Here is a 15,055-nt window from a genome sequence, read left to right on the forward strand (position 1 = left end):
TCGCGCCTCAATACGCCCGCGCGACCAGGATGCGCTCGACCGCGGGCTTGCCGGTGAACAGGCAGGTGCCTTCCGCTGGTGCCGCATCGCCCGGCACGTTGCGGAAGGTCAGCTTTAGCGCCTTCAGGCGCTCGACCACCGCATCCAGCTCGGCGCCGGTCGGCTTGGCCCAGCTGACCTCGGCCCAGCCGGGGAACTTCTCCGAATCGGCGAACATCGCGGCCAGCGTCTCGAAATCGGTCACGTCGCGGCGGATGCTGGTCTCCAGCCGGTCGCGCGCGTCGAGATAGAGGCCCTGCTGAATGCTCTCGAGGATCGCTGCGGCCTGCGCCACGAAGTCCGCGCGCGGCAGGATCTGCGAGTCGAGCTTGCCGTCCTCGCGATACAGCTTGTCGCGCCGGATCACCGAGACGTTGCCGCCGGCGACGTCACGCCCGCCGACCTCGATCACGATCGGCGCGCCCTTCTTCACCCAGCCCCAGCGCTTGGTCTGTGCCTTGACCGCCTTCAGGTCGAGCAGCGCGCGCACCGGCTCGCCCAGCGCGGTCAGCTTGGCGAGCTCGGCCTGGAGCGATTTGCAGTATTCGATCGTCGCTTCGTCCTCGGGCTGGTCGCGCAGCATCGGCACGATCACGACCTGCCACGGCGCCACCATCGGCGGCACGCGGAGGCCGTCATCGTCGCCGTGCACCATGATCAGCCCGCCGATCATGCGGGTGGAGACGCCCCAGCTGGTCGTCTGCGCCAGCTCGAACTGGCCTTCCGAATTCTGGAACTTGATGTCCTGCGCCGAGGAGAAGGTGGTGCCCAGGAAGTGCGAGGTGCCGGCCTGCAGCGCCTTGCCGTCCTGCATCATCGCCTCGATCGAGAAGGTCGATACGGCGCCCGGGAACCGCTCATTCTCCGGCTTCTCGCCCGCCACCACCGGCATCGCCAGGCAATCCTCGGCGAAGCTGCGATAGACCTCGAGCATTTTCAGGGTTTCTTCCTGCGCCTCTTCCACCGTGGCGTGGGCGGTATGCCCTTCCTGCCACAGGAATTCGGCGGTGCGCAGGAACATGCGGGTGCGCATTTCCCAACGGACGACGTTCGCCCATTGGTTGATCAGCACCGGCAGGTCGCGCCAGCTCTGCACCCAGCGCGACATCGCCGCGCCGATCACCGTCTCCGAGGTGGGGCGGACGACCAAAGGCTCTTCGAGCTTCGCCTCGGGATCGGGGACCAGCCGGCCGTCCTTCTGGACGAGGCGGTGATGGGTGACGACCGCCATTTCCTTGGCGAAGCCGTCGACATGCTCGGCTTCCTTCTCGAAATAGGACAGCGGGATGAACAGCGGGAAATAGCAATTCTCATGGCCGGTCGCCTTGATGCGATCGTCGAGCAGGCGCTGGATGCGCTCCCAGATGCCATAGCCCCAGGGCCGGATGACCATGCAGCCGCGCACGCCCGAATCCTCGGCCATGTCGGCTTCGCTGATGACGGTCTGGTACCATTGCGCGAAATCGCCATCGCGCGTGACGGAAAGGGCGTGCTTGATCATGGGTGAAGCGCTTAGCGCACGGGCGCGCCGACGCAAGGGCCGGCACGCGGCCGGCTTATCGCGCGACCGCACCCACGGGCGACTCCGCGTCAACCGGATTGCCGAAGCTGTCGAACGGGATCAGCGGCTTGCGTCCCATGCGCAACTGCCCGGAGAAAGGCTGGTAGCGTTCCTCCTGCCCGAACTGCAGCTGTGCATCACGCGCCCGGCCGAACTTGCCGCGCACGCTGCCGCGCAGGACATGGGCGTGCTCGATCCGCAAACCCCAGCGCGGCAGCTCGCCGGTATCGGAATCGATGCGGCTGCATAGGTTGAAGAGCTGGACATGGTTGCGATGGCCGTGCCCCGGGAACTTGTTGCGGAAGCTAAGGCAGAGCGGCTGGCTGAGGAAGCTGTTCTGCGCGAGCAGGAAGTTGCGGTGCCCATGCTGGAACTGCCCCATTTCCGGGGTGCTGCCGGTCTTGCGGAGAATGGAGAGCGCCATCACGAAGTCGGTCACCGCCTTCGATCGCGCGATGGGCACGTTGGCCTGATCGGCACTGAACGGATCGAGCAGCACGCCCGAGCCGCTGGCCATGTCGAAGCTCTTGACGATGCGATACTCGCCGGACTGCGGACCGCCCTGCAGCTGAAGCAGATCGTCGGGCAGAATTTCGTTCTGCCCGGCTGCGCTCGAGACGCGGAAGGCGGTGCCGGTGGCAGTGATCACCGTGCCCGGCTGCAGGGCCACCCAGCCTTGGGTGAGGAACAGCTGCGCCGTCGGCCCTTCGGCGCGGTAGCGGAAGATCGTGAGATTGTGCATGCCGCGCTGGCCCGGCCGCACGACACCGCCCTGCTGCATGAAATCGACATGCCAGATGCGGTAGCACATGATTTCGTCGCCTGGCTTCAGCGGGGCGGCCATCGAGCCCTCCACGACAATGCGACGCGCCGGCGGATCGGACAGCACAAGTGCACGCGGCTTGCCGCCCGCCGCAGCGCCGGACTCGACGCGAACCTGCAGGTCCCACTCCTTCTTCAGCGCGGCCATGCCGCCCATATCACGCACGGTGATGACGGTGTTGCCCTGTCCGTCTCGCGCCACCGTATCCACGGTCAGCGTGGCCGGCAGATGAAGCCGCAGGGAAGCAGGCTCGCCGATCACCGCATCATAGCCGTCGATCACGACATCGTCATAGCCCGAGCCGCCCTGTAAGCTGTCGGTCGTCAGCTTTGCGGTCACGTTGCGGAAGAGGCGCGGGCCTATCGTTGCAGCCGCGTCGAACAGCGTTTCCAGCAGATAGAAGCCCATCCCGGCATAGGGGAAGATGGGGAAGATGTCCCATTGCCGCGGATCGCCGTTGCTGATGTTCAGGCCCATGCTCCGGCCCGTCGCATCCTTGTCGCCGTACATGCGACCGCGATCGAGCAACTGGCAGCCGAAAAAGCCGACTTGGGTAGTCCGAGCGCCCATGATCCTGGGGATCTTCGACAGATCGATGGTCACCGCATGGAAATGCACTCGCCGGGCGTTGATGATCCAGCGAGCATCAGGAAGATAACGATGGGTTCGTGTGACCATCACCTGATCGGCACGGAGGCCTTCGGCCGGCTTCACCTCGATCGCTCGAACATTCTCGATTCGGCGTGTGCCGGGGAGGCTGTTGCGGTCTTCGACGTAGCGGCCGGGACGTGCCAGAATCAGCAGCCCACCATCGCCCACGCCCCGGTCGCACAGCCCGCGACCGATCGTCTTCCATGGCGCGGATTTGGTCCCAGCGGCGCCATCGTCGCCGGCAATCGGATCGACGAAACGCGTGGGGCGCTCGGCATCCAGGCTGCGATCCACGTTGATCACCAGCGGCAGTTCAATCCGCCGCTCCAGCCCGTGCTCGCCCCGCAGATAGCAATACAGGATCGCGTCGCCGGCGGTTACCGCCCCTTCGCCCGCCCCGATCTCTACCGAGAAACCGATCGACCCCTGCGGCACCATGCGGCCGTCATACAGTCGAACCGGCGTCTGGTTGACGCTCCATTCGGTTACGGTGACGGTGTTGCCTTCCAGGTAGAACACCGCTTCCTTGAAATAGTTGATCTCGCTGCTGTCCGCCGGCTGCGGCGGCAGGCCAAGCGCGGTGATGCGAATGCCCTCGCCATGGACCCACTGCCCCGGCGCAGCGGAAAAGCCGCCGGTGAAGCGCTCGTCAGGTACCAGCGTGCCCAGCGGCACGTCGCTTTGCGCAGGCGCCGTGCCGCCGCTGCCCGCCACGCCCTTCCAAGCGCGCCCCGGCCGCAGGACGCCCGGCTTGCCGCCCGTGGCCGAATGGGCCGTGCTCGCCGCGCCGGAACAGGCCGCGGGAACAAGCGAACTCATCAGCAGGCCACCCAGGGCGCCCCTTCGCGTGGCATCGATCACAGGCTTCTCCAGAATATTTTGGCCGGGCTCAGGCCCTGCGATGCGCAGCCCCTCCCGCGCCCTTGCGAGCGCCGGGAACCCAGCCCGCGAGGCGCTTGGCCGAATAAAGCGTGCCCAGCGCAAGCGCGAACAGAGTCGTGAACAGCGGGTCGTTGTCGTTCTGCGCCAGCACGATGCGGGTGGTCACCAACACGATCAGCGCGCTCGCGATCGCGAACTCTGCCGGATAGGCAGCAATGCGGTCCCGCAACCCTGCCCGCACGAGTTCGAAGGTCGAGAACAGGATAACGACCATGTAGCTCATAAAGGCGAAGATTCCATAATCCGCCGCCAGCGCCACCAGTCCAAGGTCGATCGTCAGGAAGCCTTGCGGCGTCTGATAGTTGATCGCCCGGGCGCCCTGCCCCGGCCCGTAGCCGAGTATCGGGCGCTTGGCGATCACCGGAACCGCCATGTGGAACTGGATCCCGCGCGCATCAGTGCTCGCCTGTGCCACGCCGCCGCCTACCACGCGGACGCGCAACGCCGGCACGAACAGCACCGCCAACCCCAGCAAGACGAGGAACGCGGGATACATCATCGTGGCCGAGATACCGAGCAGATCACTGCGTCCGTTCCGCCAGCGCCGAACGCCCCACAACAGCCCGAACAAAGCATGCGCCACCAGAAAGCCCACCATCGCCAGGCGCGCGGTTGACAAAACGGCGGAATAGAACACCGCAAGGTCAAACGCCGCCCAGAAGATCCGTGCCGGCCAACCGCTTGCGTTCATCAGCTTGTAGAGCACGAACGGCGTGGCTAGCGCGAGCAGCTCGCCGTAGGACAGCGCCGTGGTGTAGGTGGTGACGACGCGGTACCAGCCGCGGATGGTGGGCGCGGTTATCTGCTGCAGCGTCTCTTCATCGATCTTCAGGAAGCCGGGTATATGCCCGACCCACAGGATGTGCTGCGCACGCGACTCAAACAGGCCGATTACCATCAGCACCGCAACGGCGATCAGCAGACGGTTGGTGAACCACTTCACGTCCTTTCCGCCAGGCCCGAACACCCACAATGCCGCGAAGCATGCCGCGGTCGAGGTGAAGGCAATGTTCACCCACCGCCCGATCGACACCGCCGGATTGACCGAGGCGATGGCCGCCAGGGCCTGCAGCACAAAGAAAGCGATAAGGCACCGCGCGATCAGCGGGTAAGCCTGCAGCACGTCCGACATGTCCCGCCGGAACTGCCGGGACGTAGAGACGCAGATCAGCAGCAGCAGCGTCAGGAATAGGCCCACCAGGCGGCGCAGTGAGATCCAGGGAAGCCCCCCGACCGATACGGCGAGGTAGTTGGGCCAGCAGATCGTGACGAAGAGGAAGGCGCTGACGCTGTAGACGAGCAAGCGTGTCGGCGCGGCGGGAGCCTCGGGCAGCGCCCAGACCACGAGTAGCGCAAGCAGCCCTAGCGGGGCCGCCGCAACGATCAGCAGCGAGGGTGGCAGGATCGCGCAGGAAAGGCCGTAGATGACCGCCGCGAACAGGATACCGAGGACCAGACCCAACCGGCGCGCGGCGATGGCCCAGCCGGGCAGTTGCTTATGATAGACGGGCAGGACGTCCCGCCCGGGACGCAGCAGCGCCCGAAACGGGGCGCGCAGATCTGGCGGCCCGAGCCTGAAACTCGTTTTCGAACGCCGCATCGCGCCTGCCAACCAAGCCTCCTTAAAAAATCGAAACACCGAGGCGCCGGACCGCGATCATGGACGCCAGCCTCAGGAACAGCAAGGGTCCAAGGATGGCGATGGCCGCGCCCAGGGCGCCATAGGGCGGAATAAACAAAAGCGCGAGCACGGTGCCGATGACCGCCGAAATGGTTGTCAGCACCACCGTCAGGCGTTCGCGGCTGGCCATGGTCAGCACACTGCCGCTGGAGGCGAACACCAAGCTAAACACCTGGCCCAGCACCATGATCTGCATGGCCGTCGCACCCGCGGTGAACTGCGCCCCGAAAATCCGCATAATCCAGGTCGGTGCGACCAACACTGCGATCGCCAGTGGCGTCGAGGCGACCAGCAGGCCGATGATGGTGAGGCGCAGGACCCGACCAATCCGCTTGAGGTCACCCGCCTGATAGGCGACGGCGAACACAGGCTGCAGGATCGTCTCCGATGTGGTAGAAAACAATTTCAGGGTGGCGGCGATCTGGTAGCCGACCCGGAACAGGCCAGCTTCGGCGGGCCCATGAGTGGCTGCGAGCAGGATCGTCGCGAACCAGTCCGTGAACAGGTTGTTAGCGTTGGCCACTAGGATCAGGAAGCCGGGCCGCACCAGCGATTCGGTGAGCGGCTCACGCGGCTGCCACGATTGCACAGCGCGGCGGTACAGATAGGTCGCAAGCACCGCGGTAACGATCCAGCCGCCGAGATACAGCTGCGAGGGGAATACGGCACTCACCGGCAAACCCATCACCAGCACCACCGCAAGTACCAGGCTACCGATCGAGGTTGTCAGCGGGCCGTCGATGAACTGCGACATGCCAATCCACTTCACCCCACGCAGCACGGTTGAGATCAGGCGGCAATAGACCATGATCGGGATGATCAGGGATAGGATCATCAGGCTTTTCGCGATCGCCGGGCTACCGATCAGATCGACGGCAATCTGCCAGTGGAAGATAACGATGATGGTGGCCAGCGAAATGCCGGCGGCGGTGCCGATCCGAATGGCGTGCCGCGCCGCGGCGCGGGCGCTGCCGGTGCGCTCGTGCGAAAGGTGGACCGACACCGAACGAACGAGGATGGCGTCCAGCCCAAGCAGCGAGAGGGTGACACACATCTGCACGGTGGTGAGCGAGGTGCCGAAGGTGCCGACACCCGCCGCGCCCGCAATGCGGGCGAGCAGCCATGTAAACAGGAAGCTGGTGGCGGCTCCGAGGCCTTTGACCCCGAAGCCCATCACCATCTGGCCGCGCACGCCGCGCAGATGAGCCTTTTGAACTTTCAAAGCGAGCGCCCCCAGCAAGATGCCCCGCGCTTACGGCAAGCCTCGGCGCGCGGCAACCCGCCCGGGGGCGACCCGTTTTTTACACGTGGTACAGTTCGAGCGCTGCGAAGCGCGAGGCGGTGAGCGACGAGAAGGACGTGCTGCCCGCCGAGAGCGTCCCGGTCCCGCTCGCGCCGGCCAGCGCGGCCGCCAGCGGCGACGGCGACGCCGCCGAGGTGCCGAACGCGCCGGCAAGGCTGAGCGTCGCCGGCGAGGACATCACGCCGCCCCAGCTGTTGTTGCCGCTCAGCAACGCGGCACTTTCCGCCACGCCCTTGGCAACCATCACCTTCAGCGTCTCGGCCGCCTTGGCGGTGTCGGTCACCGTGCTGCTGGTGTTCAGCGCGACGATCTGTGCCGCGCTATAGGCCGTGTCGCGGATCTCAATGTCGCCGACCGACCCGCTGAATGCGGTGAAGAACGGATCGCCGACATAAAGGCCCCAGGACTCCACCTTGCGGGTAGAGCCGGACATTGTCGCCGTGCCGCGCGCAACGCCGTCCACGTACAGCGTCGCCGAACGGCGGGTGCTGTCGTAGCTGAGCGCGATCTTGTGCGTCGCGGTGTCCTTGATCTGCGCGCCCTTGGTAACCAGCGTCGAGGTTACGCCCGCATCGTTGGTCATCGTGAACGCCAGCTCGCCGTCTGCGCGCAGGCTCACGCCCCAGCTCTTGTAGATGCCGATGATCTGGCCGACGGACGCCGTCACGCCCGAACGCTTCATGTCGAAGTTCAGCGTGAAGGCCGAAAGCCCGAACAGCTGCCGCGAGGTGCCGCGGCTCAGTTCCAGGCCGGAGCCGGTCTTCACGTTGAGCATGTTGTTGCTGATCGCGCCGGTGGCCAGTGCCTTGACAGGATCGTCGGTGCTCCAGCCGGAAGTATCGACCACGCCCTGAGCGTTGAAGTTCAGATCGAGCAGCAGCTTGGGGCCGGCGGCGGGAACCAGCGCCGCCGCTACCTTCTGCGCGTTGACCTCTGCCGCCATCGCGCTGCCGGCTACCGGTGCATAGCCGATCCCCGGCACCATCAGGCCGTACACGGTTGCCTTGGCAACCTTGTTCAGGTCCGTGATGCTGCGCATCACCGCCGGGTTCTTGATGAGTTCAACATTGTTGCTGGTGGTGATGTTGTTCGTGCCGCCCAGCATGATCTCGTCGGTCAGGTTGTTCGTCACCGTGCCGGTCACGTCCTCGACGCGGATCCAAGTCGATTTCTCGTCCGGCGCGGAGAGGATCGTGTTGGAGTCGATCGTCACCCCCACGCCGTTCTTCACGTTGATCCCGTGATACCAGCCACTCAAATAGACCAGGTTGTTTTTGATCGTGACGTTATTGTACTGCATGCCGATCTCGTCGCTCAGGAAGAGGCCCTGAGTCCCGCGACCGCCGCCCTGCAGCACGACATTGTTGGAGATCGTCACGTTCGAGCTGCCGACCGTCGTACCGGTCGTCATGAACTGCACGGCGTCGGGATGCTCGTCGCCTACCGGATACAGACCCTCGAACTTGTTGTTGTCGATGACGACATTGGTCATTTGCGCGAAGTTGGTGTGGTCACGCCGATTGTCGTGGAAATAGTTGTTCTGCACCAGCATGTCGGTGCCGTTACGAACCGAGAAGCCAATGACATAGTGATCGAACGAGGAGTTGATGACCTTGTTGCCCGTGCCATCCCTCATCCAGAGGCCGGTGCCGAGCGCGTTGCTGGGATCGCCGCTGCCGCCGCTGAACCGGACGCCATCGATAGTGATGTCGCGGGAGGAGATGATCTGGTTCGCCACTTCGAACTCGCTGGCCGGCGTCGTCGTGCGGATGACATCCAGGCCCTTGAGCGTGAGGTTGCTGCTGGCGTTTATCTTGACCGAACCGATCACCGCCTTGTTATTTGGGTCCTGCGACGTGATGGTAATGTTCGCAGCCGGGTTCAGGCCGTACACGAAAAGCGACGTGTAGGTCCCGGGCGCCAGCAAGATCGTGTCGCCGCTTTTCGCGGCCTTGATCGCGGCATCTAGTTCGGTCTGGTTCTTGACAACCGGCATGTTGCATTACCCTTACAGTTACTGGTCGACCCCAAATCGACACACGATTCCCTCGCTGCAAAGAGTCCCACAAGGCCATGAAATAGTAGTGTAATTGCGTGGTGTAGAAGTGCTTAACGGCCAACCGTGGCCCGCGCCTGCCCCGCGCCCGCATACACTCGCCAAGCGTCCATATTGCAGGTGCGAGAAGAAAGCTGGCGGAGCACCGCTTCCGGAGGGCGCGGCGGGTCGACGCACCGCGGCTTTGGCGGTAGAGACGCGACATGGGAAACGAAGAATCGCCGCAAGTCTCCGTGTTCGTGGTCACCTACAAGTCGACCCGCTACATCCGGCAATGCGTCGCCGGAATTGCGAACGCAGCTGCGGAATCTTCGTATGAAATCCTAATGATAGACAATGGCGATGGCGATACCGAGGCGGTGGCGCGCGCCGAGCTGCCGCAGGTCAAGATCGTACCCTCCGAAGGCAATATCGGCTTCGGCGCCGGCAACAATCGTTGTGCACTGCACGCACGCGCGCCGCTGTTCATGCTGGTCAATCCGGATGCGGTGCCGCAGGCCGGTGCGATCGACCGGCTGGTCGCGCTGGCGCACGCTACGCCCGACGCAGCCGCCTGGGGTGGACGCTCCTATGATCCGGCGGGCAACCTCGACAACGCCAATTACCTGGCGCTCCCGACCCCGGCCGACTTCATCCGGTTCACCGTATCGAGCAAGAGCCTGCGTCGCGGCGGCCTGCCGCCCAGCGCCACCACGCTGGGCGAGGTCGACGTGCTCAACGGCGGCTTCATGATGGTGCGCGCAGATGTCTGGCACGAAATCGGCGGCTTCGATGAGAGCTTCTTTCTCTATTCGGAAGAAGTCGATCTGTTCAAGCGTATCCGCGACCGCGGCTACACCGTTCTCGTCGATCCCGACGTGAAGGTTACGCATGACTCGGGCAGCGGCAACGCCTTGTCGCCCCGGCGCATGATGCACATGACGATCGGCCGGATGCATTATGCGCGCAAGCATTTTGGCAAGTCGGGCGTGATGGTGGCGGGCTGGGGCATGTGGATCGCGGCGCTGCGCTATGCCGCGTTCGGTGCGCTGATGGCGAAGCTGCTGCCCGGCCAGCGCGAGCGGTTCACCAAGATCGCCAACGCCTGGACGCCGATCGTCCGCGAACGGCAGCGCTGGTGGCACGGCTATCGCACAGGACACGAAGGCCGCGGCTGACGCGGCACGTGCCCGCGAGGCACGGCGCGTAAAGGGGTGGAAGCGCCGGCACCCACCCCCCTTCTCGCATTACTGGGTCACGTTCTCCGCCGGGACCGCGCTCGGGGCGGTCGGCGCGGTTGGCGCCGGAGAGGTCGCGGGCGCGTTCGACGCACCGCCGTTCAGCTGCGGCGGCGCGCCATAGCCGGGCTGATATTTGACCGTCGCGCGCGCCTTCTTGAGCCGCTCGTTGAGCTGGGCGTCGGCCGCCTTGCTGAAGCGCTCGTTGCGCAGCGCATTGGCCGCCAGTTCGCGCGCCTGATCGGCGGGCAGAGGCTGCACCGTCGTTGCGGTGATCACGTTGGCGGTGAGGCCCTGCTGGGTCGGCAGGATGAACATCTCCGCGGCCGGCAGCGCGGCGATCTTGCCGGCAATCTCCGCGGGCATCGCCGCCGTGTCCAGCTGGGTCGGCGCACGGCGGAACTGCACGCCGTCCGCGGTCAGCTTGGCGGCAAGCTGGTCCAGCGTCTTCAGCGGCGCGAACTGCTTGAACTTCTCGGCCGAGCCGGGCGGCGGGAAGACGATCTGTTCGACGGTGTAGATCCGGCGCTGTGCGAACCGGTCCGGATGCGCCGCCTGATACTGGGCGATCTCCGCCTCGGTCGGCTGCGCAATGCCGCCCGCGATCTTGTCGCGCAGCATGGTGGTGAGGATCAGCTCGTCGGCGCGGCGCTCCTGGATCAGGAAGGCAGGCGTCTTGTCCAGCTTCTGCTCGCGCGCGATTTTGGCGAGAATCTTGCGCTCGATGATGCGCTGCAGCGCGAGCTGCTCGGCGAGCTTGCGATCGGTACCCTGGGGCACGGACGAGGCCTGCACTTCGGCATTCAGCTCGAAAATGGTGATTTCCTCACCGTCTACGCTGGCGACGACCTGCCCCTTGTCGAGCGCGCCGCCCTTGCCGCCGCATCCGGATACGGCCAGCGCGGCCGCAGCCGCCGCCGTCACCAGGAACCATTTCTTCATGAAAACCTCCCCGTCGCCGCGGAATTGCGCGCGACACAAACTTCTACTTGAACCTATTCGGGCGGGCGGGCATCCGCAATAGTGTTGGCAGTGCAGCATGGCTCCCGCCGGGAGACAGATGGTGCGAGGGGGACAGATGGCAGACTCGACCGCGACGGAACGAAATGCGACGAAGCCGCTGAAGATGTGTCTGGCAGCCTCGGGCGGCGGCCATCTTCGGCAAATCCTCGATCTGGAATCGGTGTGGAAGGAACATGACTATTTCTTCGTAACCGAGGATACCGCGCTGGGCCGCAGCCTGGCGGAGAAGCACCCGGTCGAGCTCGTCGAGCATTATGCGATCGGCCAGGCCAAGCTGGGCCACCCGCTGCACATGCTGGGCGGCGCCTTGCGCAATTTCCGCCAGAGCCTGTCGATCGTCCGCCGGCAGAAGCCCGATGTGGTTATCTCGACCGGCGCAGGGGCGGTGTTCTTCACCGCGTTGCTCGCCAAGTTCGCAGGTGCAAAATTCGTCCATATCGAGAGCTTTGCACGCTTCCACCATCCCTCCGCCTTCGGCAAGATGGCGAAGGGCGTCGCGACGATCACCTTCGTGCAGTCTGCCGCGCTCAAGCAGACCTGGCCCGATGCGGAGCTGTTCGACCCGTTCCGGATGCTCGACACGCCGCGCCCGCCCAAGCAGGAACTTACCTTCGCGACCGTCGGCGCCACCCTGCCCTTCCCGCGGCTGGTGCAGGCGGTGCTCGATCTGAAGCGCGCCGGCGGCCTTCCGGGCAAGCTCGTGCTGCAATATGGCGACCAGGACTTGGCGGACCCCGGCATCCCGGACGTCGAGATCCGGCGAACCATCCCGTTCGACGATCTCCAACTGCTGCTGCGCGATGCGGACATGGTGATCTGCCATGGCGGTACCGGCTCGCTCGTCACCGCACTTCGCGCCGGTTGCCGGGTCGTCGCCTTCCCGCGCCGCTTCGATCTCGGCGAACATTATGACGATCACCAGGAGGAGATCGCGCAGACCTTCGCCGATCGCGGCCTGCTCCAGGCGGTGCGCGACGAAAGCAAGCTCGGCGAGGCCGTCGCGGCTGCCAAGGCGGCCGAACCCAAGCTCGCGACCACCGATCAGACCGCGCTCGCCAACCGGCTGCGCCAGTTGCTCGCGACCTGGGGGGCCAAGCGATGAGCGCGCCCCGGATCAGCGTCGTCCTGCCCCATTACAACGATCTGCAGGGCCTCGCCCTCTGCCTCGATTCGATCGATCGGCAGACGCTCGACCGCGACGCCTATGAAATCATCGTCGGCGACAACGCCTCGCCCTGCGGCGTGGCGGCGGTGGAAGCCGTGGTCGCCGGGCGGGCGCGGGTGGTGACGGTCACCGAAAAGGGCGCCGGCCCGGCCCGCAACGGCGCCGCGGCGCAGGCGCGCGGAGAGATCCTCGCCTTTATCGACAGCGACTGCGTGGCCGAACCCGGCTGGCTCGCGGCCGGCGCGGCGATGGTGCAGCCGGGCACCTTCATCGGCGGCCACATGTTCGTGCTGCAGCCGGAGGGCAAGCTCACCGGCAGCGCCGCGGTCGAGCTGGCGCTGGCCTTCGACAATGAAAGCTATGTCCGCAATTCGCAGTTCACGGTTACCGCGAACCTGTTCGTGATGCGCGCGGATTTCGAACGGATCGGCGGCTTCCGCACCGGCGTGTCGGAAGACATCGAATGGTGCAATCGCGCCGTCCGGATGGGCATGAAGATCGATTATTGCGGCGGCGCCTCGGTCGGCCACCCACCCCGGCCGGATTGGAGCGCGCTCCTCAAAAAGACCCGCCGGATCCAGCGGGAGCTGTTCCTGCTGAGCCTGGAGCAGCCGCGTGGTCGCCTGCGCTGGGTCGCGCGCTCGGCGATGCAGCCGGTATTCATTCCCGGAGATTATGCGCGAATCCTGCGCACGCCGGGAACCAAGGGCGCGCGCGGCCGGGCGATGGGAGCGTTGATCGCGCTCCGCCTTTGGCGCGGCGGCGCTGGGCTGCTGCAGGCGATCGGCGTGTCGATCTGAGCTATTCCTGGGGCGAGAGAGGCGATCGCCTCCCTCGCCGCAGCGAAAGCATCGTCAGGCGGTGGCCAGCACGTCTTCCAGCGTGCCGCTGTCCAGCCGCAGGCGCCCCACCATCAGCCACAGATAGATCGGCAGCGTGTCGTCACTGAAGCGGAAGCGGCGCTCGCCGTCCTGCACTTCGGTGTCCAGGCCCAGCTGAGTCGTAAGGCCTGCGAGTTCCTGCTCCACCTGCTGCGCCGTCACGGTCGCGCCGGGCAGCAGATCCACCACCGCGCGCCCGCCGAACCAGCCGTCGACCGAACGCGAGGCTTCGCCCAGCGCGGCGAGGAGCGGATCGTAGCGGCCACCGACGAACTTGCGCATCTCCGCCACGGTCCGCGGCGACATCCGCCCTTCCATCTCGACGATCGCCGAATCGAGCGCGCGGCGCAGATGGCCTTGATCGACGGTCAGCCGGCCCTGATCGAGCGCCTCCACCGCCGCGTGGTGGCACAGCAGCCGCGCGAAATAGGGCGAACCCAGCGCCAGAAGATGGATGATCCTGGTCAGGTTCGGATCGAACCGCACGCCGGACGCCGTTTCGCCCAGGCCAATCATTTCCTGCACTTCGCTCTCCTCCAGCCGCGGCATCGGCAGGCCGATGACGTTGCGGCGGATGGACGGCACATAGCCGATCAGTTCCTGGAGGTTGGAGGCAACGCCAGCGATCACCAGCTGGACACGCGCGGAACGGTCCGACAGATTCTTGATCAGTTCGGCGACCTGCTGGCGGAAGGCAGTGTCTTCCACGCGGTCATACTCGTCGAGGACGATCAGCACGCGGGTGCCAGTGATGTCGGCACACAGGTCCGCCAGTTCGCCGGCGCCAAAGGCCCCGACGGGCAGGCGGTCGGCCAGGCTACCGCCGCTCTCCGCCTCGCCGGCGTTCGGCGCAACTTCACGGTGAAACAGCAGCGGCACGTCCTGCAGCACCGCGCGGAAGAGCTCCGGGAATTTGGCGTTGGCGCCGCACGTCGCGTAGCTGACGATGTAGCTGCTCTCCCGCGCGACATCGGCGAGGACATGCAGCAGCGAGGTCTTGCCGATGCCGCGCTCGCCATAGAGCACCACATGGCTGCGCTGGCTCTCGATCGACGAGATCAGCCGCGCCAGCACGCCAAGGCGGCCCGCGAAGCTCGAACGATCGGCGACGGGCTGGGTCGGCGTGAAATAGGTCGACAGCGCGAAACGGGCGCGAGTGATCTCCCGCCGCTCCTCGCGCAGCCGATCCAGCGGCCGGTCCAGCGCAGAGGCCCGGAAGGTCGGGAAGTCGGGTCGGGTGCGGCTGCCGCCATGCGCGTCCCGGTGCGGCACCACAGTCGCGGCGATCGGGAAATAGCCTTCGTCGTCAGGCATGTCGCGGCGCCCGAAAGGCCACAAGAACTTCAGCGCGGAACCTAAAGCCACTCGATCACCTCTTAATAAATCCGCCGGCGGAAAACCGCGGCCACCCCGGGCTCGTGCCTCCGGGCATCCTCTTCGCGAATCGGCAGCGCCTTGTTCAGCGGCGCTTGATGAACTCGTACGGCTTGATCACGAACGCGATATACGCAAGCACCAGCAGGATCGTGAGGATCGCGAAAACGTGGTAGTTCTCGTTCCCCAGATAGTTCGCTACCGCGCACCCTATTGCCGGCGGCAGATACCCGATCATTGTATCGCGGACAACCGAGTCGGCCTGGGAACGTTGCAGAAAGATAACGATCAGGCCGGCGAATATCGCAATAGTGACCCAATCATAGGGCGTCTGCATGC

Annotated in this window: 11 protein-coding genes; 3 read left to right on the forward strand and 8 right to left on the reverse strand. The window is 65.5% G+C overall.

The annotated features are described in order from the left end of the window. Nucleotides 1-7: 7 nt before the first annotated feature. The 5 genes from proS to S2M10_RS04515 all read right to left on the reverse strand — a co-directional run bounded on the left by proS (nt 8) and on the right by S2M10_RS04515 (nt 8,996). Nucleotides 8-1,540, reverse strand: coding sequence for a proline--tRNA ligase (gene proS / locus S2M10_RS04495; protein WP_168845041.1), 1,533 nt, complete (start codon nt 1,538-1,540; stop codon nt 8-10). Nucleotides 1,541-1,595: 55 nt separating this feature from the next. Further along, a complete protein-coding gene (locus S2M10_RS04500; RefSeq protein ID WP_168845042.1) occupies nt 1,596-3,893 on the reverse strand; it encodes a hypothetical protein in 2,298 nt (765 codons plus the stop codon). A 70-nt stretch (nt 3,894-3,963) separates the two neighbouring features. After that, entirely contained in the window at nt 3,964-5,628 is a 1,665-nt protein-coding gene (locus tag S2M10_RS04505; RefSeq protein ID WP_168845043.1) for an O-antigen ligase family protein, read from the reverse strand. A gap of 10 nt (nt 5,629-5,638) precedes the next feature. Further along, nucleotides 5,639-6,937: an oligosaccharide flippase family protein gene (locus S2M10_RS04510; RefSeq protein ID WP_247650606.1), complete on the reverse strand. Its 1,299-nt coding sequence runs from the start codon at nt 6,935-6,937 to the stop codon at nt 5,639-5,641. Between the two features lie 61 nt (nt 6,938-6,998). Then, nucleotides 6,999-8,996, reverse strand: a complete 1,998-nt coding sequence (locus S2M10_RS04515; RefSeq protein ID WP_168845044.1) for a LamG-like jellyroll fold domain-containing protein — start codon at nt 8,994-8,996, stop codon at nt 6,999-7,001. Between the two features lie 263 nt (nt 8,997-9,259). On the opposite strand from S2M10_RS04515, the gene S2M10_RS04520 reads away from it, so the two are divergent. Beyond that, on the forward strand, nt 9,260-10,213 hold the full coding sequence (locus S2M10_RS04520; RefSeq protein ID WP_168845045.1) for a glycosyltransferase family 2 protein: 954 nt from the start codon (nt 9,260-9,262) through the stop codon (nt 10,211-10,213). Nucleotides 10,214-10,282: 69 nt separating this feature from the next. Here S2M10_RS04520 and S2M10_RS04525 read toward each other — a convergent pair whose 3' ends face one another. Then, on the reverse strand, nt 10,283-11,215 hold the full coding sequence (locus tag S2M10_RS04525; RefSeq protein ID WP_168845046.1) for an EpsD family peptidyl-prolyl cis-trans isomerase: 933 nt from the start codon (nt 11,213-11,215) through the stop codon (nt 10,283-10,285). 136 nt (nt 11,216-11,351) lie between these two features. Here S2M10_RS04525 and S2M10_RS04530 point away from each other — a divergent pair, with 136 nt between their 5' ends. Both S2M10_RS04530 and S2M10_RS04535 read left to right on the forward strand, forming a co-directional pair. Then, nucleotides 11,352-12,398, forward strand: a complete 1,047-nt coding sequence (locus S2M10_RS04530) for a glycosyltransferase (protein ID WP_168845047.1) — start codon at nt 11,352-11,354, stop codon at nt 12,396-12,398. Then, entirely contained in the window at nt 12,395-13,261 is an 867-nt protein-coding gene (locus S2M10_RS04535; protein WP_168845048.1) for a glycosyltransferase, read from the forward strand. The genes S2M10_RS04530 and S2M10_RS04535 overlap by 4 nt, the downstream gene beginning before the upstream one ends. 54 nt (nt 13,262-13,315) lie before the next feature. On the opposite strand, the gene S2M10_RS04540 is transcribed toward S2M10_RS04535, so the two are convergent. Continuing rightward, nucleotides 13,316-14,656, reverse strand: coding sequence for an ATP-binding protein (locus S2M10_RS04540; RefSeq protein WP_211090835.1), 1,341 nt, complete (start codon nt 14,654-14,656; stop codon nt 13,316-13,318). A gap of 145 nt (nt 14,657-14,801) precedes the next feature. Further along, a complete protein-coding gene (locus S2M10_RS04545; protein WP_066719595.1) occupies nt 14,802-15,053 on the reverse strand; it encodes an XrtV sorting system accessory protein in 252 nt (83 codons plus the stop codon). Nucleotides 15,054-15,055 lie beyond the last annotated feature (2 nt).

Source organism: Sphingomonas sp. S2M10 (genome assembly GCF_012650175.1).
Taxonomy (GTDB): Bacteria; Pseudomonadota; Alphaproteobacteria; order Sphingomonadales; family Sphingomonadaceae; genus Sphingomonas.